General features: G+C 60.7%; 20 protein-coding genes and 1 tRNA gene. 16 read left to right on the forward strand and 5 right to left on the reverse strand.

Annotated elements, in window-relative coordinates; translation table 11 throughout:
* The first annotated feature begins 56 nt into the window (after positions 1-56).
* Genes OX459_RS02435 through eutC form a run of 5 tightly spaced genes read left to right on the forward strand, consistent with a single transcriptional unit; the run spans position 57 to position 4,921 of the window.
* Positions 57-617 carry a GbsR/MarR family transcriptional regulator gene (locus tag OX459_RS02435; protein ID WP_289903655.1) on the forward strand — a complete coding sequence of 187 codons (561 nt, stop codon included), beginning with the start codon at positions 57-59 and terminating at the stop codon, positions 615-617.
* Positions 614-1,255, forward strand: coding sequence for a DUF4166 domain-containing protein (locus OX459_RS02440; RefSeq protein WP_289903656.1), 642 nt, complete (start codon positions 614-616; stop codon positions 1,253-1,255). The genes OX459_RS02435 and OX459_RS02440 overlap by 4 nt, the downstream gene beginning before the upstream one ends.
* Positions 1,252-2,715, forward strand: coding sequence for a TIGR01777 family oxidoreductase (locus tag OX459_RS02445; protein ID WP_289903657.1), 1,464 nt, complete (start codon positions 1,252-1,254; stop codon positions 2,713-2,715). Before OX459_RS02440 ends, OX459_RS02445 begins: the two co-directional genes overlap by 4 nt.
* A 34-nt stretch (positions 2,716-2,749) precedes the next feature.
* Complete coding sequence (locus OX459_RS02450) at positions 2,750-4,138, forward strand: ethanolamine ammonia-lyase subunit EutB (protein WP_289903658.1); 1,389 nt, start codon at positions 2,750-2,752, stop codon at positions 4,136-4,138.
* A 9-nt stretch (positions 4,139-4,147) separates the two neighbouring features.
* A complete protein-coding gene (gene eutC, locus OX459_RS02455) occupies positions 4,148-4,921 on the forward strand; it encodes an ethanolamine ammonia-lyase subunit EutC (RefSeq protein WP_289903659.1) in 774 nt (257 codons plus the stop codon).
* On the opposite strand, the gene tsaD is transcribed toward eutC, so the two are convergent.
* Positions 4,922-5,962: a tRNA (adenosine(37)-N6)-threonylcarbamoyltransferase complex transferase subunit TsaD gene (gene tsaD / locus OX459_RS02460; protein WP_099666637.1), complete on the reverse strand. Its 1,041-nt coding sequence runs from the start codon at positions 5,960-5,962 to the stop codon at positions 4,922-4,924.
* A 209-nt stretch (positions 5,963-6,171) separates the two neighbouring features.
* Between tsaD and OX459_RS02465 the strand changes: the two genes are divergently transcribed.
* Entirely contained in the window at positions 6,172-6,582 is a 411-nt protein-coding gene (locus OX459_RS02465) for a nitrite reductase (NAD(P)H) small subunit (protein ID WP_099666638.1), read from the forward strand.
* 45 nt (positions 6,583-6,627) lie between these two features.
* Here OX459_RS02465 and OX459_RS02470 read toward each other — a convergent pair whose 3' ends face one another.
* Positions 6,628-7,689, reverse strand: coding sequence for a 3-deoxy-7-phosphoheptulonate synthase (locus OX459_RS02470; RefSeq protein WP_289903661.1), 1,062 nt, complete (start codon positions 7,687-7,689; stop codon positions 6,628-6,630).
* A gap of 150 nt (positions 7,690-7,839) precedes the next feature.
* Positions 7,840-8,517 (reverse strand): hypothetical protein, encoded by a 678-nt coding sequence (locus tag OX459_RS02475; protein ID WP_289903662.1) that lies wholly within the window; start codon positions 8,515-8,517, stop codon positions 7,840-7,842.
* 147 nt (positions 8,518-8,664) lie between these two features.
* Here OX459_RS02475 and ybiB point away from each other — a divergent pair, with 147 nt between their 5' ends.
* From ybiB to OX459_RS02525, 10 genes are all read left to right on the forward strand, one after another.
* A complete protein-coding gene (gene ybiB / locus OX459_RS02480; protein WP_289903663.1) occupies positions 8,665-9,657 on the forward strand; it encodes a DNA-binding protein YbiB in 993 nt (330 codons plus the stop codon).
* Positions 9,658-9,713: 56 nt separating this feature from the next.
* Positions 9,714-10,928 carry an NAD(P)/FAD-dependent oxidoreductase gene (locus tag OX459_RS02485; RefSeq protein WP_289903665.1) on the forward strand — a complete coding sequence of 405 codons (1,215 nt, stop codon included), beginning with the start codon at positions 9,714-9,716 and terminating at the stop codon, positions 10,926-10,928.
* A 183-nt stretch (positions 10,929-11,111) separates the two neighbouring features.
* Positions 11,112-11,324 (forward strand): 30S ribosomal protein S21, encoded by a 213-nt coding sequence (rpsU, locus tag OX459_RS02490; RefSeq protein ID WP_008451879.1) that lies wholly within the window; start codon positions 11,112-11,114, stop codon positions 11,322-11,324.
* 195 nt (positions 11,325-11,519) lie between these two features.
* On the forward strand, positions 11,520-11,972 hold the full coding sequence (locus OX459_RS02495; RefSeq protein ID WP_076567823.1) for a GatB/YqeY domain-containing protein: 453 nt from the start codon (positions 11,520-11,522) through the stop codon (positions 11,970-11,972).
* Positions 11,973-12,102: 130 nt separating this feature from the next.
* A complete protein-coding gene (dnaG, locus tag OX459_RS02500) occupies positions 12,103-13,899 on the forward strand; it encodes a DNA primase (protein WP_099666643.1) in 1,797 nt (598 codons plus the stop codon).
* Positions 13,900-14,363: 464 nt separating this feature from the next.
* On the forward strand, positions 14,364-16,604 hold the full coding sequence (gene rpoD / locus OX459_RS02505; protein ID WP_099666644.1) for an RNA polymerase sigma factor RpoD: 2,241 nt from the start codon (positions 14,364-14,366) through the stop codon (positions 16,602-16,604).
* A 108-nt stretch (positions 16,605-16,712) separates the two neighbouring features.
* Positions 16,713-16,791: transfer RNA gene (locus OX459_RS02510), tRNA-Ile, on the forward strand.
* A gap of 617 nt (positions 16,792-17,408) precedes the next feature.
* Positions 17,409-17,840, forward strand: a complete 432-nt coding sequence (locus tag OX459_RS02515) for a site-specific integrase (protein ID WP_289904809.1) — start codon at positions 17,409-17,411, stop codon at positions 17,838-17,840.
* Positions 17,841-17,881: 41 nt separating this feature from the next.
* A complete protein-coding gene (locus OX459_RS02520; RefSeq protein WP_289903667.1) occupies positions 17,882-18,967 on the forward strand; it encodes a hypothetical protein in 1,086 nt (361 codons plus the stop codon).
* Between the two features lie 242 nt (positions 18,968-19,209).
* Positions 19,210-19,545, forward strand: a complete 336-nt coding sequence (locus tag OX459_RS02525; RefSeq protein ID WP_289903668.1) for an FKBP-type peptidyl-prolyl cis-trans isomerase — start codon at positions 19,210-19,212, stop codon at positions 19,543-19,545.
* 16 nt (positions 19,546-19,561) lie between these two features.
* On the opposite strand, the gene OX459_RS02530 is transcribed toward OX459_RS02525, so the two are convergent.
* Entirely contained in the window at positions 19,562-20,038 is a 477-nt protein-coding gene (locus tag OX459_RS02530; protein WP_289903670.1) for a DUF2726 domain-containing protein, read from the reverse strand.
* Between the two features lie 97 nt (positions 20,039-20,135).
* Positions 20,136-20,849 (reverse strand): YjjG family noncanonical pyrimidine nucleotidase, encoded by a 714-nt coding sequence (locus OX459_RS02535; RefSeq protein WP_289903671.1) that lies wholly within the window; start codon positions 20,847-20,849, stop codon positions 20,136-20,138.
* Between the last annotated feature and the right edge of the window lie 6 nt (positions 20,850-20,855).

Genomic DNA, 20,855 nt, shown 5'->3' on the forward strand with positions numbered 1-20,855 from the left:
GCTGTGCTTGAGCACAGTGAGCATCGCAGACCGCAAAGCGCGACGCGGAGTAGATTATGGTAGGCGTTCTGAGTCCGACCACGCAAAAATACATTCTCCATTGGGGGGAAATGGGTACGCGCTGGGGCGTCAACCGCACGGTGGCGCAAATCCACGCGCTGCTGTTCCTGGCCAACGAACCCTTGACGGCGGAAGACATCGCGGCCAGCCTGAACGTGGCCAGGTCCAACGTCAGCAACAGCCTGAAGGAATTGCAAAGCTGGGGCCTGGCGCGCATTACGCACGTGATGGGGGACCGGCGCGACCATTTCGTCGCCTTGCAGGATGTGTGGGAAATCTTCCGCGTCATCATGGAAGAGCGCAAGCGGCGCGAGATCGACCCCACCCTGACGGTGCTGCGCGAATGCGCGATCGAGGGCGAGCACGATGCGGCGATACCGCCGGCGACGCTCGAGCGCATGGGCGAAGTGCTGGCGTTTCTGGAAATGCTCAGCAGCACCTACAGCGACTATAAGAACCTGCCGCCGGCGACCCTGCAGCGCATGCTGTCGATGGGCGGCAAGGTGGCCAAGTTCCTCAGCCCGGAAGACAAACCGGGCAAGCGCGAGAAATCATGAACGGCCCCTCGGAAGGAGAATTGTTCAGGAAGGTGATGGGCGAGCAGTGGCTGACCCTGCACCCGGACATCCGCCGCCGCTTCGAGAAAAATCCCGCGCCGGGCCAGCCCCTGTACTACCGCGGTGAACTCAGTGAACTCAGCAGCTCGCGCCTGGGGAAATTCCTCGGCTGGCTGACGCGCCCCTTCATCGATGGCGCCCTGATTCCCCATGACGACCACGACTTCCCCGTGGATATCGAAGTCTATTCGCGCCCCGGCTGCCCCTTCATCTTCAAGCAGCGCACCTACCGCCTGCACGGGCGCGCGCCGATCCGCTTCACCTCCTATATGGCCGAAAGCGCGAAGGGCGAAGTGCTCGAATACGTGGGCATGGGGTTGGGCATGAAGCTGCTGCTCCACGTCGAGGATGGCAACCTGCACTTCACCAGCGACGGCTATTTTTGGGACCTGTTCGGCTGGCGCATGCCGCTGCCCGGCGTGCTCACGCCCGGCAAGACCTATCTGTGCCACCGCAACGAGACGCCGCAGCAGTTCAACATCCGCATCGAGATTCGCCACGCGCTGTTCGGCACCACTTTTACGCAAGCGGGCGTGTTTCGCGAATCCGCCGCACCAGAAATGAAGGAAACACTATGAATACGCATCTGCTGGCCCTGCAACTGATGGCGGCGCAAGGCTGCCTGGGCGCCTTCGACACCATCTACCACCATGAAATCACGGAGGCGCTGCCGCAAAAGGCCTCCGCACGGCTGGAATTGACCATCCATGCGACGCGCGCCCTGATCTACAGCCTGCTGTTCGTGGGCCTGGCCGCCTGGGAGTGGCATGGCGCCTGGGCCTGGGTGCTGGTCATTGTGTTTGGCGTGGAAATCGTGCTGACCCTGTGGGATTTCGTCGTGGAAGACCAGACCCGCCTCTTGCCCGCCACGGAGCGGGTCACGCACACGGTACTGGCGATTAACGCGGGCGCCTTCATCGCCTTGCTGGCCCTGAACAGCAGCGAGTGGGCCACGTTGCCGACGGCCCTCGTGTGGCAGCCGTATGGCTGGCTCAGCGTCTTCCTCGCCCTGTGCGGCGTGGGCGTGGGCTTGTCCGGCTTGCGCGACGCGTATGCCGTGTGGCAGCTGGGCCGGCGCAAGGTGCAGGAAAAGCAAGAGCAGGAAGAGCACCTGCGCTTTGCCGCCGCGCCGCAGTCCGTGCTGGTGACGGGCGCCACGGGTTTCATCGGCCAGCAACTGGTCAGCGCTTTGCTGGCCGATGGGCATGCGGTGACGGTGCTGACGCGCCAGCCGAAACAGGCCGCCTGGACCTTCGATGGCCAGGTGCGCTGCATCGATTCGCTGGACGCATTGGCGGATGCGCAGCGCATCGACATGGTGGTCAACCTGGCTGGCGCGCGCATCGTCGGAAAGCGCTGGACGGAGGCGCGCAAGGCGGCGCTGCGCCGCAGCCGGGTGGCGCTGACGCAGGAACTGGTGGCGTGGATCGCCCGCGCGCAGCACAAGCCGCGCGTACTGCTGTCGGCGTCGGCCATCGGCTATTACGGCGTGCAGCCGCAGGGCGACGCGACGGAATTGACGGAGGAGAGCGCGCCGCAAGCCATCTTCATGTCGCAGCTGTGCCAGGAATGGGAAGCGGCCGCGCGCCAGGCGGAGGCATTTGGCGTGCAGGTGGGCTGCATGCGCTTTGGCCTCGTCTTCGGCCACCAGGGTTCGCTGCCGCAGATGCTGCTGCCGATCCGCTTTGGCGTGGGCGGCCCGCTGGGCAGCGGCAAGCAGTGGGTTACGTGGGTGCACGTGCGCGACGTGATCCGCGGCATCGCCCACCTGGCGCGCCGCAGCGAAGATGCCACCGTCAGCGGCGCCTACAACTTCTGCGCGCCGGAAGCCATCGAGCAGCGCCGCTTCGCCCAAGTGGCGGGCGCCGTGCTGCACCGCCCCAGCTTCCTGCCCACGCCGGCCTTCGTCATGCGCGCCATGCTGGGCGAGCAGGCCGACTTGCTGGTGGAAGGCCAGCGGGTCGCGCCGCGCCGGCTGCTGGGCGAAGGCTTTGCCTTCCGCTACCCACAGCTGGAAGGGGCGCTGCGCAGTTTATAAGTTGGCGTAAGATGGGGATGGGAGGAACCGAACCATGCCCCGTTTCAGCCATACGATAGACAGCCATACCTATGCCTTCGCCAGCCTGAAGGAGCTGCTGGCGAAGGCCACGCCGCCCCGTTCGGGCGATGTGCTGGCCGGCGTGGCGGCAGCCAGCGCGCGTGAACGGGTGGCGGCGCAGCTGGCGCTGGCGGACGTGCCCTTGTTGACCTTTCTCAATGAGGCGCTGGTGCCGTACGAAGACGATGAAGTCACGCGCCTGATCATCGACACCCACGAGCGCGCCGCCCTGGCGCCGATTTCCCATCTGTGCGTGGGCGATTTGCGCGACTGGCTGCTGGACGACGCGACGGATACGCCAACGCTGTCCCAGGTCGCCGCCGGCATCACGCCGGAAATGGCGGCCGCCGTCTCAAAAATCATGCGCCTGCAGGACCTGGTGCTGGTGGCCCGCAAGTGCAAGGTCGTCACGGCCTTTCGCAATACCCTGGGCCTGGAAGGCCGCCTGTCCACGCGGCTGCAGCCGAATCACCCGACGGACGACGCCACGGGCATTGCCGCCTCCATCCTCGATGGCCTGCTGCTGGGCAGCGGCGACGCCGTGATCGGCATCAATCCGGCCACCGACAATGTGGCGCAGGTGGTCGCGCTGCTGCACCTGCTCGATGCCGTCATTGATCAATATCAGATTCCCACACAGTCGTGCGTGCTCACGCACATCACCAATACGCTCGAGGCGATACGCCGCGGCGCGCCCGTCGACTTGGTGTTCCAGTCGGTGGCGGGCACGCAGGCGGCCAACCGCAGCTTCGGCATCGACTTGTCCCTGCTGGCCGAGGGCCAGGCGGCCGCGCTGTCGCTGGGACGCGGCACGGTGGGCAACAACGTCATGTATTTCGAGACGGGGCAGGGCAGCGCCCTGTCTGCCGGCGCACACCACGGCATGGACCAGCAGACGTGCGAGGCGCGCGCATATGCGGTGGCGCGCGCCTTCCAGCCGCTGCTGGTCAATTCCGTGGTGGGCTTCATCGGCCCCGAATACCTGTACGACGGCAAGCAGATCATGCGCGCGGGGCTGGAAGACCATTTCTGCGCCAAGCTGCTTGGGCTGCCTATGGGCTGCGACGTGTGCTACACCAACCACGCGGAAGCGGACCAGGACGACATGGATGCCTTGCTGACCATGCTGGGCGTGGCCGGCTGCAATTTCATCATGGGCGTGCCGGGCGCGGACGACATCATGCTTGGCTACCAGAGCACCTCGTTCCACGACGCCCTGTATGCGCGCCGCGTGCTGGGCCTGCGTCCGGCGCCCGAATTCGCGGCCTGGCTGGCGCGCATGCGGATCACGGATGCGCAGGGCCTTTTGCACACGGCGCTGGCGCCCGCCTTCCAGGCGGCCCTGCTGCGCCTGGGCGACTAGGGAGGATACATGGACGAGAAAAGCCCGTGGCAGGCGCTGCGCGCGCATACGGCGGCGCGCATCGCGCTGGGGCGCCGCGGCGTGAGCGTGCCGACCAGCGCGCAGCTGGCGTTCCAGCTGGCCCACGCGCAGGCGCGCGACGCCGTGCACTTGGCGCTCGATGGCGGCGCCCTGGCGCAGACGCTGACAGAACAGGGGCTGGCCAGCGTGCAGCTGCACAGCGCCGCCGCCACGCGTGCCGACTACCTGCAGCGGCCCGACCTGGGCCGCCGCCTCGACGACGCTTCACGCGTGCGGCTGGCCGCCGGCGCCAGGGGAGTCGACCTGGCGCTGGTGGCGGCCGATGGCCTGTCGGCGCTGGCCGTGCAGCGCCACGCGGCGCCGTTCCTGGTCGCCTTGCGCGAACGGCTGGCGCTGGAAGCGTGGACGCTGTCGCCGCTGCACATCGTGGCGCAGGGACGGGTGGCCATCGGCGACGAAATAGGGGAGTTGCTGAAGGCGCACGCCGTGCTGGTGCTGATCGGCGAGCGGCCGGGCCTCAGTTCCCCGGACAGTCTGGGCCTGTACCTGACGTGGGCGCCAAAAACAGGCTTGCTGGACGAGCGCCGCAACTGCATCTCGAACGTGCGCCCGGAAGGGCTGGCGTATGCGCAGGCCGCGTACCGGCTGCATTATCTGCTTTCGCAGGCGTTCAGCCGGCAGCTGTCGGGCGTGGGCTTGAAGGATGAAACGGTGGCGGAAGGCGCGGCCCTGGCGGGCGCGCGCAATTTCCTGCTGGAGTGATCAGACTTCGCGGATTTCGTCCAGCGGCCAGCGCGGGCGCACGTTGAACGAGTAATCGTGCTTGGCCGCCTGCGGGTTGATTTGCAGGCGCATGGCGCCGGCAAAGGCGATCATGGCGCCGTTATCGGTACAGAATTCCAGCTCCGGGTAATACACCTTGAAGCGCTTCTTGGCGGCGGCCGCGTTGAGCGAGGCGCGCAATTGCGCGTTGGCGCCCACGCCGCCGGCGATCACCAGGCGTTTCAAGCCCGTGTGCTTGAGGGCCGCCACGCATTTGGCCGTCAGCACGTCGACGATGGCGTCGACGAAGCCGCGCGCGATATTCGCCTTGTCCTGTTCGCAGATATTCGCGATGACTTTTTCTTCATGGTTCTTGACCACCGTCAGCACGGCTGTCTTCAAACCGGAGAAACTGAAATTGAAATCCTTCGAGTGCAGCATCGGGCGCGGCAGCTTGTAGGCCAGCGGGTCGCCGAATTCGGCCAGGCGCGAAATGGCGGGGCCGCCCGGATAGCCCAGTCCCAGCAGCTTGGCCGATTTGTCGAACGCTTCGCCGGCCGCGTCATCGAGCGTTTCGCCCAGCATCGTGTACTGGCCGACGCCATCGACGCGCATCAGCTGCGTATGGCCGCCGGACACCAGCAAGGCGATGAAGGGGAATTCCGGCGGCTCGGACGCCAGCAGCGGCGACAGCAGATGGCCTTCCAGGTGGTGGATGCCCAGCACCGGCTTGTTGATGGCCAGGCCCAGGCTGCAGGCGACGGACGACCCGACCAGCAGCGCTCCGGCCAGGCCGGGACCCTGCGTGTAGGCGATGGCGTCGATCTCGGGCAGGGTGATGCCGGCCTTGGCCAGGGTTTCTTCGAGCAGCGGGATGGCGCGGCGGATATGGTCGCGCGACGCCAGTTCCGGCACCACGCCCCCATATTGCTCGTGCATGGCTACTTGCGAGTAGAGGGCGTGCGACAGCAGGCCGCGTTGCGTGTCGTACAAGGCCAGGCCGGTTTCGTCACAGGAGGATTCGACGCCAAGAACAATCATGAAGGTGCTAAATAGGGAGGAGTAATCCGCCATTGTAAAGGAAAGCCGGCTGGTCCACCGTGCGGCGGGCGCACCATTTCGGCGGCAGTGTGCACTTGCGCAGTGCGCGGCGGCGGGGTTTCCCCCTGCATGTTGGCCATTTTTTGCCCGTGCGGCACTGGCACCGCTCTTGCTTAGACAGGCGTGTGCCTTTCTCAAGGGAGCTAGCGATGTCGGAACAATGGAAAATGATTTGCCGCCTGAAGGACATGCCGCCGGCGGGTGCGCGCATGGTGCAGCGGGGCCTGGCCTGGCAGGATTTACCGGGCGTGGCGCTGTTTCGCGCCCTGGATGACACGGTGTACGCGCTGCTCGACACGGTGCCTTGCCTGGGAGGCCCGCTGGCGCACGGGGTGCTGATGGAGAAAAACCTGATGGGACCGAAGAACAGCTGGATCATCGAGCTCGATTCGGGGCGCCTGGTGGCGCCGGTGCAGGGCATGGCGCGCACGTACGCCGTGCGCATCCTGGACGGGCGCATCTACCTGGACGTCAATGAACTCAATATCCCGGCCAGCAAGGCGGAACAGGCGCTGGCGGGATCGTTCGCCGTGCTGCCGCATGTGCAGATGGCAGTGTGAAAAAAAACGGCGCACAGGGCGCCGTTTTTGGTCTCCGCGAGAGGCTTACGCCGGGCGGTTCAACAAGTGCGCATGCGCGTCGCGCAGCATGGTCGCCGTCGTGTCCCAGTCGATGCAGCCGTCGGTGACGGAGCAGCCGTAGGTCAGTTGCGACAGGTCTTGCGGGATCTTCTGGTTGCCGCCGACGATGTTCGATTCGATCATCACGCCCACCAGCGAGCGGTTGCCCTGGCGGATCTGGTTGACCACGTCGGCCATCACCAGCGGTTGCAGTTCCGGCTTCTTGTAGCTGTTCGCGTGCGAGCAGTCGACCACCAGGTTGGCGGGCAGCTTGGCCTTGGCCAGCGCCTGTTCGGCGATGGCGATCGACACGGAATCGTAGTTCGGGCGGCCGTCGCCGCCGCGCAGCACGACGTGGCCGTACGCGTTGCCGCGCGTGCGCACGATGGCCACATTGCCTTCGCCGTTAATGCCCAGGAAGGAGTGCGGGTGCGCCGACGACAGGATGGCGTTGACGGCGATGCTGATGTCGCCATCGGTGCCGTTCTTGAAGCCGACGGGCGTCGACAGGCCGGACGACATTTCGCGGTGCGTCTGCGATTCCGTGGTGCGCGCGCCGATGGCCGTCCAGGCGATCAGGTCGCCCAGGTATTGCGGCGAGATGGGGTCCAGCGCTTCGGTGGCGGTGGGCAGGCCCAGTTCGCACACGTCGAGCAGGAACTGGCGCGCCTTTTCCATGCCTTCGTTGACCTTGAACGAGTCGTCCATGTACGGGTCGTTGATATAGCCCTTCCAGCCCGTGGTGGTACGCGGTTTTTCGAAATACACGCGCATCACCAGCAGCATCGTGTCCTTGACTTCCTCTTGCAGCGCTTTCAGGCGGCGCGCGTAATCGAGGCCGGCGACGGGGTCGTGGATCGAGCACGGGCCGACGACGACGAACAGGCGCTGGTTCTTGCGGTCGATGATGTTGCGCAGCGCTTCGCGGCCGCGGCTGACGGTGTCGAAGGCGCTTTCCGACAGGGGCAGCTTGGCGTGCAGTTCGGCCGGTGTCGGCATGGGCGCGAAAGAGGTGACGTTGATATTTTCGATGTCTGGCGTATTCATGATTCTGGCTCGGCTTTCGCTATTGCGTTCTTTAAGAGGCAATAGTGTAGCGGAAATGCGGCCTGGCGGCGGGGATGGGGCCAAAACGGGAATGGCTGAGTTGTTTTTATGGCAGGGCGGGCACGCCGCCGGCCCCTTGCTTCCGGGCGCTCAATGGCCGCCGGCCAGGCTGGCGCCAACGCTGTAGCGGGCGATGCGCGGGTAGTTGCCGGCCAGCTCGGGTGGCCGGGACAGGCCGGGATGGCGCCGCACATGCGCAAGTATGGCGCTTTCGTGCTGGCGTATCTGCGTATCGAGGCAGGCGATCTGCTGGCGCAGCAATTGATGCAGCGCAATCTGGCCCGCATGGAAATGGGTTTCCAGGCGCGCCATTTCCTGCTGGCGCAGCTGCCGCACGGCTTGCAGGCGGCGCAGCCACTGGCGCAGCTCCACGTAGGCGGGCGAAGGCGGCGTCCAGGGGACAGGGCGTGCCGCCGCGCAATACTTGGCCAGCACCACGGCGCCGCGCACCGCGCCGCCGGGCAGGCCGCAGCCGCGCGCATACGCTTCCAGCCGGCCGGGCTCGGCATCGCAGACCAGCATGCCCATGCCGGCCAGCGCGCTGGCGGCCGCCTCGCTGTGCGGCTCGTTCACGCGCATGCAGACGCGCAAGCCCATGACGGACACGTCGTTCCTTTGCAGCCAGCTGCGCAGCCAGCGGTAGCCGGCCATGTCGTTTTCCAGCACCTTACACAGCACTTCGCCGCCCGAAAGCAGCACGGCTTTCAGCAGCAGCTTGCTCGTTTCGATGCCGACGAAGGCCGTTTCCTGTTTGCTTGCGTGTTCCATGATGAGTCCTCCTGTGCAGTCTTATACGCAGCGGTGGCGCGTTTGGATGCAGTTCCATCCAAGAAATAGCTTGAAAGACTGTTGCATTGGCGTCCATGGCGGCTTCCAGCCCGTCTGCAAGGGGGAGAATCCGTGTAAACTGGCGCCATGACGACTGTTTCCATCCCCCATACCGATGTGGCCGGCGAGCCATTCCCCGCAGCACGTTTCATCAAGGAAATAGGACGCGGCAAGAACGGCGCGCGCAGCATGACGCGCGATGACGCCCGCGCCCTGTACCGCGCCATGCTCGAGGGCCGCGTGTCGGACCTGGAATTGGGCGGCATTTTGTTGTCGATGCGCATCAAAGGCGAATCCGTGGACGAGATCGCCGGCTTCCTCGACGCGGCCGAAGCGTCATTCGTCCCGCTGGCCGCGCCGGCCGGCGAACTCGCGCCCATCATCATTCCCAGCTACAACGGCGCGCGCAAGATGGCCAACCTGACGGCCCTGCTGGCGCTGCTGCTGGCGCGCGCGGGGGCGCCCGTGCTCGTGCATGGCGTGACGAGCGACCCGGGCCGCATCACGACGGCCGAAGTGCTGGCCGCGCTGGGCGTGCCCGCCTCGCCGGACCATGCGCAGGCCGAGGCCGCCATGGCGCGCGGGGAAGCCGCCTTCCTGCCCATCGCCGCGCTGGCGCCGCGTCTGGCACACATGCTGTCCCTGCGGCGCGTGCTGGGCGTGCGCAATTCCACGCACACCCTGGTGAAAATCATGCAGCCGTTCGCCGGTCCCGCCCTGCGCCTGGTGTCGTACACGCACCCGGAATACCTGGAAATGCTCGGTGAATATTTCCTGACTGCATCAGATCCTGCGCGCGGCGATGCTTTCCTGATGCGCGGCACGGAAGGCGAAACGGTGGCCAACGCCAACAAGGCGCAGCAGATCGACTGGTTTCACGGGAGCAAACGCACGGTGCTGGTGGAAAAACAGTTGCTGGTGGAAGAGTTGCCGCACTTGCCGGCCGAGCGCGATGCAGCCACCACGGCCGCCTGGATCGCCGCCGTGCTGCGCGGCGAGGTGCCCGTGCCGCCGTCGATCGCCGAGCAGGTGGAGCAATGCCTGATGGCGTCGCGACAGATTGCAGCACGGCCGCGCTAGCCGCGCCGCCGCAGTTTACAATGGCGTCTTTGTAATCAGCGGTGACCGGAATTCTTATGGCAAAACAATTTGATGTGGCAGTGATCGGCGCGGGCGCGGCCGGCATGATGTGTGCGGCTGTTGCCGCCCAGCAAGGCAAGCGCGTGGTGTTGATCGATCACGCGGCCAAGCTGGCCGAAAAGATCCGCATCTCGGGTGGCGGACGGTGTAATTTCACCAATATTAACGCCACGCCACAAAATTTCCTCTCGGAAAATCCGCATTTCTGCAAGAGCGTCCTGTCGCGCTACACGCCGCAGGATTTCCTCGCGCTGGTGAAAAAATACCGGATCGGCTACCACGAAAAGCACAAGGGCCAGCAATTCTGCAATGAATCGGCCGAACAGATCATCGAGATGCTCAAGGACGAGTGCGCTGCTGGCGGCGTGCACTGGCGCATGCCGTGCAAGATCGACAATGTTGTCCAGCAAGAAGATGGCGGCTTCGTGCTGCAGACCGATAGCGGCGACATCGAGACGGCCAGCATCGTCATCGCCACGGGCGGCCTGTCGATCCCGAAGATCGGCGCTACGGATTTCGCCTACCGCATCGCCAAACAATTCGATTTGATGATGGTCGAGCCCCGTCCGGCCCTGGTGCCACTGACGTTCGACCCGGCCAGCTGGGCGCCGTTCGCGGAATTGTCCGGCATCGCGCTGGAAGTGGATGTGGAAACGGGCAGCCTGAAAGGCCGCAAGGCCACGGGCGCGCGTTTCCGCGAAGATTTGCTGTTCACGCACCGCGGCTTGTCGGGTCCGGCGATCTTGCAAATTTCCAGCTACTGGCTGCCGGGCGAGCCCATCGTCGTCAACCTGTTGCCGGAAGTGGACGTGGCGCAGACCTTGATCGAAGGTAAGGGCACCTTGAAGAAGCAGCTGGGCAATATCGTCGCGCAATGGCTGCCGCAGCGCCTGGCCGACTGTTTGCTGGCCGTCAACGGCCTGGCGCCGGATGCGCGCATCGCCGACATGCCCGACGCGCAGCTGCGCAAGCTGGGCCAGGCCATCAATGCCTGGTCCATCGTGCCGAACGGCTCCGAAGGCTACCGCAAGGCGGAAGTGACGCGTGGCGGCATCGACACGCGCGAACTGTCGCAGCAGACCATGATGGCGAATAAGGTGCCGGGCCTGTATTTCATCGGCGAATCGGTCGATGTGACGGGCTGGCTGGGCGGTTACAACTTCCAGTGGGCCTGGGCTTCCGGCGTGGCGGCAGGTATTGCCTTGCAGTAAGCAAGTCTGTAGGATGGGGTTCTGGCGCCCGGTGCGCCGACCCCGGTGCGTGGTTTACGCCACATTCCGGCAGCGACCGCAGGCTGCATGCCGCACGCAAGTGGGGGAGGGGCTTCCCTTTCCGAATAAAAGCTGCTACTATCTATCTCTTCCTATACACCACCTCAACGGTTTGAATTTTACATGACCACTATTCGCCTTAAAGAAAACGAGCCGTTCGAAGTCGCAATGCGTCGCTTCAAACGCACCATCGAAAAAACGGGTCTGCTGACCGAATTGCGCGCACGCGAATTCTACGAAAAGCCAACAGCTGAGCGCAAGCGCAAGCTGGCAGCTGCTGTCAAGCGTCATTACAAACGCATCCGCAGCCAACAACTGCCGAAAAAATTATTCTAAGACTGTTCAGTCAGAACCAACCCGGGTAGTTCGGCGCATTGTTCGCCACGGGTTTTGTTTTGATTCGCCTGAAGTGATACTTCAGATGAGTCGCATACCCGCTCCGGTTCGCCGCAGCGGGTTTTCGCTTTTGTGGCTGCCTGCTTGGAGTGCACAGATCAGCATCGAGCCCTACTTACCAACACGAGGATTGCCATGAGCTTGAAAGAACAAATTACCGAAGACATGAAAAACGCCATGCGCGCCAAGGAAGCGGGCAAGCTGGGCACGATTCGCCTGTTGCTGGCGGAAATCAAGCGCAAGGAAGTCGACGAGCGCATCGAATTGACGGATGCCCACGTGACGGCCATCGTGGAAAAGATGATCAAGCAGCGCAAGGATTCGATCACCCAGTTCGAAGCCGGTGGCCGTGCCGACCTGGCCGACATTGAAAAAGCCGAGCTGGTGCACCTGATCGGCTACATGCCTGCCGGCCTGTCGGAAGAAGAAGTGGCGGCCGAAGTGGCTGCCGCCGTGGCCGCCTCGGGCGCCGCCGGTCCGCAAGACATGGGCAAGGTCATGGCCATCGTCAAGCCGAAGCTGGCTGGTCGCGCCGACATGACGGTGGTGTCCGCCCTGGTCAAGAAAGCCTTGACGCCGGCAGCGTAAGCATACAATAGTAGCAAGGGCTGCCAGCCGTCGCGCTGGCAGCCTGTTAACAGCCCACACGTTGACCTGGCTCAACCTCAGGCCGCGTGCGGTAGTATAGTCTGACCTATAACAAGACCCGCCCTAGCCAGTGATACCTCAATCCTTCATTTCCGATTTGCTCAACCGCGTCGATATCGTCGATGTCGTGGGGCGCTATGTGCAACTGAAAAAAGGTGGCGCCAATTTCATGGGCTTGTGCCCGTTCCACAGTGAAAAATCGCCCAGCTTTACCGTCAGCCCCACCAAGCAGTTCTATCACTGCTTCGGCTGTGGTGCGCATGGCACCTCGATCGGCTTCCTGATCGAGTACTCGGGCATGGGCTTTGTCGACGCCGTCAAGGACCTGGCGCAGAACGTGGGCATGGTCGTGCCGGAAGCGGACGACAAGATCCCGCCAGCCCAGCGCGCGCAGATCCAGGCGCAAAGCCTGGCCCTGTCCGACGCCATGACGCAGGCGTGCGATTATTATCGCGGGCAATTGCGCCACGCACCGGAAGCCATCGCCTACCTCAAGAACCGGGGCTTGACGGGCGAAGTGGCCGCTCGCTTCGGCATGGGCTTCGCGCCAGGCGGCTGGGACAATCTGCGTTCCGTCTTCCCCGACTACGACGTGGTAGCCCTGGCCGAAGCGGGCCTGGTGATCGACAAGGTCGATGAAGAGGGCAACAATCGCAAGCGTTACGACCGTTTCCGCGAACGCATCATGTTTCCGATTCGCAATACCAAGGGGCAAGTCATCGCCTTTGGCGGCCGCGTGCTCGACCATGGCGAACCGAAATACCTGAACTCGCCGGAAACCCCCTTGTTTTCCAAGGGTTTCGAACTGTATGGCTTGTTCGAGGCGCGCCAGGCCATCCGCGACGCCGGCTATGTGCTGGTGACGGAAGGCTATATGGACGTCGTTGCCTTGGCGCAGATGGGTTTCCCGCAAGCCGTGGCGACCCTGGGCACGGCGTGCACGCCCACCCACGTGCAAAAACTGCTGCGCCAGACGGACAACGTGATTTTCAGCTTCGACGGCGACAAGGCCGGCCGCCGCGCCGCGCGCCGCGCGCTGGAAGCGAGCCTGGCCCACGTGTCGGACAACAAGACCATCAAATTCCTGTTCTTGCCGTCGGAACACGATCCGGACAGCTACATCCGCGAATTCGGCGCCGAAGGTTTTGAGCAGCAAGTGCATGAAGCCATGCCGCTGTCGCAGTTTTTGCTGAAAGAAGTGTCGGGTGAGCATGATCTGTCGGAGCCGGAAGGGCGCGCCCGCGTGCAGTTCGACGCCAAGCCGCTGCTGCAGCTGATGGCGCCGTCCTCCCTGCGCCTGCAGATCGTGCGGGGACTGGCGCAGCTGACGCAGTCCACGCCGGCCGAGATCGAAGCCCTGTTCGAGCTGGCGAAACCCGTTGCCGTGGCGCACCGCGCGCCGCCGAAATCGGGCCGCCCCGTGCCTGTCGGCCTGGAATTGAAGATCATGCGCATGCTGGTGGCGCATCCGCCCCTGACGATGCGCATCGACGAAGCCGCCCTGGCCGCCTTCCAGCACCTGGGGCCGGACGCGGCGCACAGCCTGGGGCAACTGGTGGCCGTGGGCCAGGCTCTGGGCGAGCACGGCAGCTTTGCCGCGCTGGCGCAGCAGTTGAAGGAGCTGGGCAGCGAGTATGACGAGATCATTGGCGAGATCGCGGCCGGTACGGAATCCGATTACGACAGCGAATTGTCGTGGCTGGTGAGCACCATCCGCGAGATCAAATTGAATGCCTTGAAGGCGGAATTGCAGCAATTGTTTGCGTCGGGTTTGCCATCCGAGAAAATTGGTGTACGCTACCGCGAAATCATGCAGGAGCAGGGGGCGCTGGAGCGCGAGCGCGATGCCGAGTTGGTGAATCGCTAACCTTGCCTTGAGGGTATGGCGCGCACTGGAAAAACATTTTTCGCGTGCTATAATTAAATGCTAAGTATTGTGTGCTTTGGCAAGCTAGTTCTGTTTCGTAAATAGTATTTGTTTTCAGTAAGTTAGGCTCTTGATCGGCGCGGTGGATCGTGTCGGCAGCCAGGGCCAACTGGCGTTTTCGGCGTTGCGGGCAAGGCTCGCAGACGCTGGCAAGCCGCGCCAGGCTCTCGCTCCCAACGCGGTCGATGCAGGAATTTTTGCCGAGGCGGCTGGCAACAGCCGGTGGACAGGAATTGCTGCGCTTCCCGCGGATCGTGGCCGATGAGGTGTAAGTAACGTAACAGTGTCGAATTTGCGTAGTCGGCAGGTTCGAAGATGGTGGTTCCCGCAGGTAGACAGGGAACTGGCAGCAAACTTTATCCTAATCCACCGTAAAGCAAGTCGTTGTGTAATCGAAAGCGCCTGTGCCAATCAAGAAACCCGAATCCAAAGCGGCTGCAAAGCCCACTAAAGTTACCACGAAAGCCGAAAAGGCGCTCGACCGGCCAGAAGCGCGCGTTACCAGCGCGCCCGTGGTCAGCCAGACCACCGACGCTGCCACCCTGGCAGCCATCGATACGTCCGGTTATGTCTTGCCGTCGGTAAAAGTGCCAGGCCGCCGCGGCCGCAAGCCAAAAGAATTCCAGCCAGAAAATGATGAAGTCGCCGCCCTGAACGCCGTCGAGCGGGCCGAACTGAAGGCCGTCGACAAGGCCAAGGCCAAGGACCGCAAGGCGAAAGAGCGCGCGCTGCTGAAGGACGCGTTCTCGTCCGATACGGAAGCGAGCGAGGAAGAACTCGAGCGCCGGCGCCAGAAACTCAAGACCCTGATCAAGTTCGGCAAGGAACGCGGTTTCCTCACGTACGCGGAAATCAACGATCACTTGCCTGAAAACATCGTCGATCCGGAAGCCATCGAAGGCATCATCGGTACCTTCAATGACATGGGCATCGCCGTCTACGAGCACGCGCCCGATGCGGAAACGTTGTTGCTGTCCGATAACGTTGCCGTCGTCACCAGCGATGACGAGGCGGAAGCAGCGGCCGAGGCCGCATTGTCGACCGTCGACTCCGACTTTGGTCGCACCACCGACCCCGTGCGCATGTACATGCGCGAAATGGGCTCGGTCGAGCTGCTGACGCGCGAAGGCGAGATCGAGATCGCCAAACGTATCGAAGATGGCTTGAAAGACATGATCCAGGCCATTTCCGCCTGTCCCGTGACGATCGCCGAAATCATCGCCGCCGCCGATCGCATCGCCAACGAAGAGATCAAGATCGACGAAATCGTCGACGGTCTCGTCGATGAAAACGAGCCGGTCGCCGCCGCCCCTGTCGTGGCCGCTCCCGTCGAAGAAGACGAGGAAGAAGGCGAAGCGGAAGAAGAGGAAGAAGAAGAGGAAGAAGAAGCGAGCGCGTCGGGCGCCGCCGGTTTCTCCGCGGAACAGCTGGAAACCCTGAAACGCACGGCGCTGGAAAAATTCGCCGTCATTTCTCAGCAATTCGACAAGATGCGCCGCGCCTTCGAAAAAGAAGGCTACAACTCGAAACCGTACGCCAAGGCGCAGGAAGCCATATCGCAAGAATTGCTGGGCATCCGCTTCACGGCCAAGGTGGTGGAAAAGCTGTGCGACACCCTGCGCGGCCAGGTCGACGAAGTGCGGCATATCGAGAAGCAGATCCTCGACGTGGCCGTGAACCGCTGCGGCATGCCGCGCGCCCACTTCATCAAGGTCTTTCCGGGCAATGAAACCAACCTGGACTGGGTCGATGGCGAAGTCAACGCAGGACACGCGTACAGCGCCATCCTGGGCCGTAACATTCCGACCGTCAAGGAACTGCAGCAGCGCCTGATCGACCTGCAGGCGAGGGTCGTGCTGCCGCTGCCGGACTTGCGCAACATCAACCGCCAGATGGCGGCCGGTGAAATGAAGGCGCGCAAGGCCAAACGCGAAATGACGGAGGCCAACTTGCGCCTGGTCATTTCGATCGCCAAGAAATACACGAACCGCGGCCTGCAATTCCTCGATTTGATCCAGGAAGGCAATATCGGCCTGATGAAGGCCGTCGACAAGTTCGAGTACCGCCGCGGTTACAAGTTCTCCACGTATGCGACCTGGTGGATTCGCCAGGCCATCACGCGCTCGATCGCCGACCAGGCGCGCACGATTCGCATTCCCGTGCACATGATCGAGACGATCAACAAGATGAACCGGATTTCCCGCCAAATCCTGCAGGAAACGGGCGCGGAGCCCGATCCGGCTACCCTGGCGATCAAGATGGAGATGCCCGAGGACAAGATCCGCAAGATCATGAAAATCGCCAAGGAACCGATCTCGATGGAAACGCCGATCGGCGACGACGACGATTCCCACCTGGGCGACTTCATCGAGGACAACAACACCCTGGCGCCGGCCGACGCGGCCCTGCACGCGTCCATGCGGGGCGTGGTCAAGGACGTGCTCGATTCTTTGACGCCACGCGAAGCGAAAGTGCTGCGCATGCGTTTCGGCATCGAGATGTCCACCGACCACACCCTGGAAGAAGTGGGCAAGCAATTTGACGTGACGCGCGAGCGCATCCGCCAGATCGAAGCCAAGGCGCTGCGCAAGCTGCGCCACCCATCGCGCTCCGACAAGCTGAAAAGCTTCTTGGAAGGCAACTAGAAGCCAATAGGGCTTGACGTGCGCCCCTGATACCCCTATCCTCGCGTGTCCGTTTCCAAAACGGCCGCGCGAGGCGAGCATCAACAGCGCCGCCACGCCGCAGTCCCCGGGCCTCTAGCTCATGCTTGGTTAGAGCAGCGGACTCATAATCCGTTGGTGCCGTGTTCGACTCACGGGAGGCCCACCAGAATTTGCAGCAATAGAATGAGCCCCGGCGGGTGACTGCCGGGGCTTTTTTTATGCGCATGACAATCAGCGCAAGGATTTTTCATTCGGATTAGCTAGCTGGTTTCCTCACTAATTTCATCTTTACAGCGGTATGGAGTGCATAAGAGGCGTCGTGCACTCTGTCAACCGTTCGATCTTGTATTCGCAATTACGTACGCGATAGGCCATTATCGTTGTTCAATGTGGCTATGGTTGGGCTTGTGTCTGAATGACGGATTTGACCCTGTCACCCCTCGGTGGTTGCTTGAGAAGGCTGATAAGGCATTTTTGAAGTCGGATCAGTGCATTATTCGTTGGTTGGATCGCTATTTGAGTGGCCTACCTTTGGCCGATATCACCCGGCCGGTAGTCGATTCGTTGGCGCTTAAAAAAATTGCGACGGGTGTCGAAAATGGTACGGTAAATAGGATGCTCGCGCTGCTTCGTTCAATATTGATCCGTGCCTCAGTAGACTGGGAATGGCTTCCGATAATTCCTAAAGTTCGTTTGCTCCGAGAGCCCGTACGGCGAGTTAGATACCTTTCAAAAATTCAGGCTGAGTCTCTTCTTTTGCAGTTACCTCCACATCTTGCAGAAATGACGGCATTTGCGCTTGCAACTGGTCTTCGTAAGAGCAATGTTACTGGACTGTGTTGGTCGCAGGTCGATTTGTCTCGTCGAGTAGCTTTGATTCATCCAGATCAGTCTAAAACGCGGAGAGCGATCGCAGTGCCGTTGAATGTTGACGCGTTAAGGGTGTTGTCTTTGCAGTTAGGTAGGCATCCTGTGCGGGTATTTAGCTATAAGGGGGGACCTGTCGCCCAGGTCACAACTGCTACGTGGTATAAGGCGTTAAAACGTTGTGGAATTGAAGACTTTCGATGGCATGATTTGCAGCATACTTGGGCTAGTTGGCATGTGCAAAATGGTACGCCACTAAATGTACTACAAGATTTAGGGGGAGAGTGCGCAGATGGTAAGGCGATATGCTCATTTCTCGGCTGCTCATTTAGCTCAGTATGCTGGTAATTTTCCATGTATTGTTAGATAAAAATAAATTGGGGGGATGTATGAGTGAAATTGATTTTTTTAGAACTGAAAAAGTTATGTTGGAGCTTTCCAGTTTGGAGAATTTTTGCCGTAATGTAAGTGAATCAAATCAACCTTCTTATAATAAGGCGATTCATTTGCTTACTATAATGGGTTTTATTTCTAGCAATAGAGAGCAGTTTAGCTTACGGTGCTCTTGTAATATACAATGGTTTGGTGATTCTATCGGTGGAAAAACGAGGGATTTAAACCGGCCTGTTGGTTTGGAACATTTGGATTTGTATCTGGTGCTTTTTTATAGATTGGTTTCTGAGTTGGAGGTTTCCACCCCTGATGAAGTTGCTTTGGAGTTGACTTCATTTATAAGTTATGTTGAAAGTTGCTATAGTGAATTAGGCGTTAATCATCAGTCACATATTGATTTCGTTAAGAATAAGATGCCTACGGCAATACTTAAGAATTTATTGAATTCTAAAGAGATTGGATATTTGGGGAGTGTTCCGAAAATCGCATCGGAAGTGAAAGCTAAAGTTTTTAATTGGAGTGCTACTTTAGATGCTCATGTCACAACCGTTGATAATTTGAAGAGAAAACTTGATGAGTATGAGAATGCTTTTAATTTTGTTGGTTTGCACAAGGGATTTAGTGTTCTGTATGATAAGAAGGTCAAGGACTTAGAGGGTTATCAGTGTAATATGCGTATTTTTGGCTGTCTTGTTTTTCTTGTTTTTTTTGTGGAGTTTAGTGTTATAGCTTTGCATCCTGATTCTTTTGATTTTTCAAAAATTCCGTTCGTTGCTAGTCTTGCGCTAATATCATTGTCCATGACCCTATTGTTGGTTTATTTTTTTAGAATTTCTTTAAGGAATGCTGATTCTTGTAAATCTCAAATTGTTCAGATTGAGCTTCGGAAGACATTGTGCGAATTTGTACAAAGCTATGCCACTTACGCTACAGATATTAGAAGTAAGAGTCCTGATATATTGAGTAAATTTGAGGCGGTTGTTTTTTCAAATATTGTTTTGGATGAAGATAAGATGATTTCTATGTTTGAAGGGTTTGAACAAGCGACTAATTTTATGAAGGCAGCGAAGGGCAATGCATAATTCTTTAATTTTCTTGATGAGTTCTGAACGTTAGTGTAACCTGAGAAAATGTTTTGGAATTATGTGTGGGCTGGGCGGTAAGTGGTAGAGCATGTGTCTCATAATCCGTTGATACCGTGTTCGACTCACGAGAGGCACGCCAGAATTTGCAGCAATAGATCAAGCCCCGGCGGGCAACTGCTGGGGCTTTTTTCGTGCTGTCGTACAATCGCGGCATTGCGATTTATCAAGGATGAAATGAGATGACGGCTGAAGTGAAGATGGACGATATTGTGGTGGGTGACGGCAAGGCGGCGGCGCGCGGTGCGCTGATTACGGCGCACTATCGGGGCTGGCTGGAAGATGGGACGGAGTTTGATTCGTCGCACAAGCGGGGCGAGCCATTTCGCTGCGTGTTGAGCAATAACAAGGTGATTCAGGGCTGGATTCTGGGTTTGCAGGGCATGCAGGTGGGCGGCACGCGCAAGCTGTGGGTGCCGGCGGCGCTGGCGTATGGCGAGCGGCAGGTGGGCTTGATTCCGCCAAACTCCAATTTGATCTTCGAGATTGAATTGCTGGAAGTGCTGACGCGCGATTGATGTCTAGATGATGTAATCAGGCCGATACGACGCCGGCTTTTTTCAGCAGCAGTTGCTCGACATCGGCGCGCAGCGCTTGCTGCGTGGGGAAGTTGGCATAGCGCAAGGTCACGTAGCCGGCCAGCCTGAGCATGGCGTCGCGTTCCCTGTCCTGGCGTTCGCGGCCGTTGTGGCTGCTGTCATCGAGCTCGATCACGGCGATGACGTTCAGTTGCTGGCTGCACAAAACAAAATCGGCCACCTTGCGGTCAAAACGGTTTCTGTTCGCCCATCCCTTCGCCGTCACTAGCGCGGAAAACGCCACTTGCGCCAGCACCGTGCATTCCGGCAAGGCCGTTTGCAGCAGGTGGTACATCTGCTGCTCGCGCGCCGTCATGACGGGTTTTTTGTGCAGCCGCAGCGGCGCACGGGACTTCGCGTTTCCGCGCACGGCCAGCATGGCAAAGAGCAGGAGCAAGGCCGCAATGGCGAGCAGGACGGTATAGGAAGGCATGGGCTGGCATCAGGATGGACGAGTCATGATGGTACGCGAACAGCGGCGTGTTTTCGTGCCGCTGCCGACGTATTTCAGGTGCAGCCTTTGTTGAAGATCAAGCCTGTTTCAAGTTGATCTGCATCACGTCCAGCGCTGGCACGATGTCTTGCAGGCTGGCCACTTCATAGGTAGGGATGGCGGCCGAGGTATTGGCCATGCTGTCCGGGTTGAACCAGCAACTGTCGATGCCGTAACGGTTGGCGCCCAGGATGTCGGCGTCCAGCCGGTCGCCGATGATGATGGTCGTATCCTTGCTGCATGCGCGCGCCATGTTGGCCGCGTATTCGAAGAAACGCACATCCGGCTTGGCGTGGCCGCACGCTTCGGAGGTGGCGACGAAGGAAATGTAGTCGCCCAGGCCGGAGGCGGCGATGCGGCGGTTCTGGATGGACTCGACGCCGTTGGTGATGATGCCCACTTCGCCGATGCGCGACAAGGTTTCGCACACTTGTTTGGCGCCATCGATGAGCACGACCGTGTCCGGCAGGGAATCCAGATACAGCCGGCTGGCCAGTTCCGGGTCGATGGCGATGTCGTTCAGTGCAAACGTCTTGCGGAAGCGCTCCACCTTCAGGAAATCCTTGCTCACGTCACCCGTTTCGAAACGTTTCCACAGGTCGACGTTGATCGCCTGGTATTGGGAAAACAAGCCGTCGATGCCGTCGCGCAAGCCCAGTTCGTGCATGGTGTGCAGGAACGAGCGTTTTTCGGACGCCCGGAAGTCGAGCAGGGTATCGTCCAGGTCAAACAGGAATAATTTGTATTTCATGGCGTG

The sequence above is a fragment of the Janthinobacterium sp. SUN026 genome (genome assembly GCF_030397625.1).
GTDB lineage: Bacteria > Pseudomonadota > Gammaproteobacteria > Burkholderiales > Burkholderiaceae_D > Janthinobacterium > Janthinobacterium kumbetense.

What these genes read in the sequence shown, in the direction of transcription:
- OX459_RS02530 (WP_289903670.1), bottom strand. Translation starts at nt 20,038, where the DNA reads ATGCCTTCCTATACCGTCCTGCTCGCCATTGCGGCCTTGCTCCTGCTC.
- OX459_RS02535 (WP_289903671.1), bottom strand. Translation starts at nt 20,849, where the DNA reads ATGAAATACAAATTATTCCTGTTTGACCTGGACGATACCCTGCTCGAC.
- OX459_RS02515 (WP_289904809.1), top strand. Translation starts at nt 17,409, where the DNA reads ATGACGGCATTTGCGCTTGCAACTGGTCTTCGTAAGAGCAATGTTACT.
- OX459_RS02440 (WP_289903656.1), top strand. Translation starts at nt 614, where the DNA reads ATGAACGGCCCCTCGGAAGGAGAATTGTTCAGGAAGGTGATGGGCGAG.
- OX459_RS02520 (WP_289903667.1), top strand. Translation starts at nt 17,882, where the DNA reads ATGAGTGAAATTGATTTTTTTAGAACTGAAAAAGTTATGTTGGAGCTT.
- OX459_RS02470 (WP_289903661.1), bottom strand. Translation starts at nt 7,689, where the DNA reads ATGAATACGCCAGACATCGAAAATATCAACGTCACCTCTTTCGCGCCC.
- OX459_RS02525 (WP_289903668.1), top strand. Translation starts at nt 19,210, where the DNA reads ATGACGGCTGAAGTGAAGATGGACGATATTGTGGTGGGTGACGGCAAG.
- tsaD (WP_099666637.1), bottom strand. Translation starts at nt 5,962, where the DNA reads ATGATTGTTCTTGGCGTCGAATCCTCCTGTGACGAAACCGGCCTGGCC.
- eutC (WP_289903659.1), top strand. Translation starts at nt 4,148, where the DNA reads ATGGACGAGAAAAGCCCGTGGCAGGCGCTGCGCGCGCATACGGCGGCG.
- OX459_RS02495 (WP_076567823.1), top strand. Translation starts at nt 11,520, where the DNA reads ATGAGCTTGAAAGAACAAATTACCGAAGACATGAAAAACGCCATGCGC.
- ybiB (WP_289903663.1), top strand. Translation starts at nt 8,665, where the DNA reads ATGACGACTGTTTCCATCCCCCATACCGATGTGGCCGGCGAGCCATTC.
- OX459_RS02465 (WP_099666638.1), top strand. Translation starts at nt 6,172, where the DNA reads ATGTCGGAACAATGGAAAATGATTTGCCGCCTGAAGGACATGCCGCCG.
- OX459_RS02450 (WP_289903658.1), top strand. Translation starts at nt 2,750, where the DNA reads ATGCCCCGTTTCAGCCATACGATAGACAGCCATACCTATGCCTTCGCC.
- OX459_RS02475 (WP_289903662.1), bottom strand. Translation starts at nt 8,517, where the DNA reads ATGGAACACGCAAGCAAACAGGAAACGGCCTTCGTCGGCATCGAAACG.
- rpsU (WP_008451879.1), top strand. Translation starts at nt 11,112, where the DNA reads ATGACCACTATTCGCCTTAAAGAAAACGAGCCGTTCGAAGTCGCAATG.
- OX459_RS02435 (WP_289903655.1), top strand. Translation starts at nt 57, where the DNA reads ATGGTAGGCGTTCTGAGTCCGACCACGCAAAAATACATTCTCCATTGG.
- OX459_RS02485 (WP_289903665.1), top strand. Translation starts at nt 9,714, where the DNA reads ATGGCAAAACAATTTGATGTGGCAGTGATCGGCGCGGGCGCGGCCGGC.
- OX459_RS02445 (WP_289903657.1), top strand. Translation starts at nt 1,252, where the DNA reads ATGAATACGCATCTGCTGGCCCTGCAACTGATGGCGGCGCAAGGCTGC.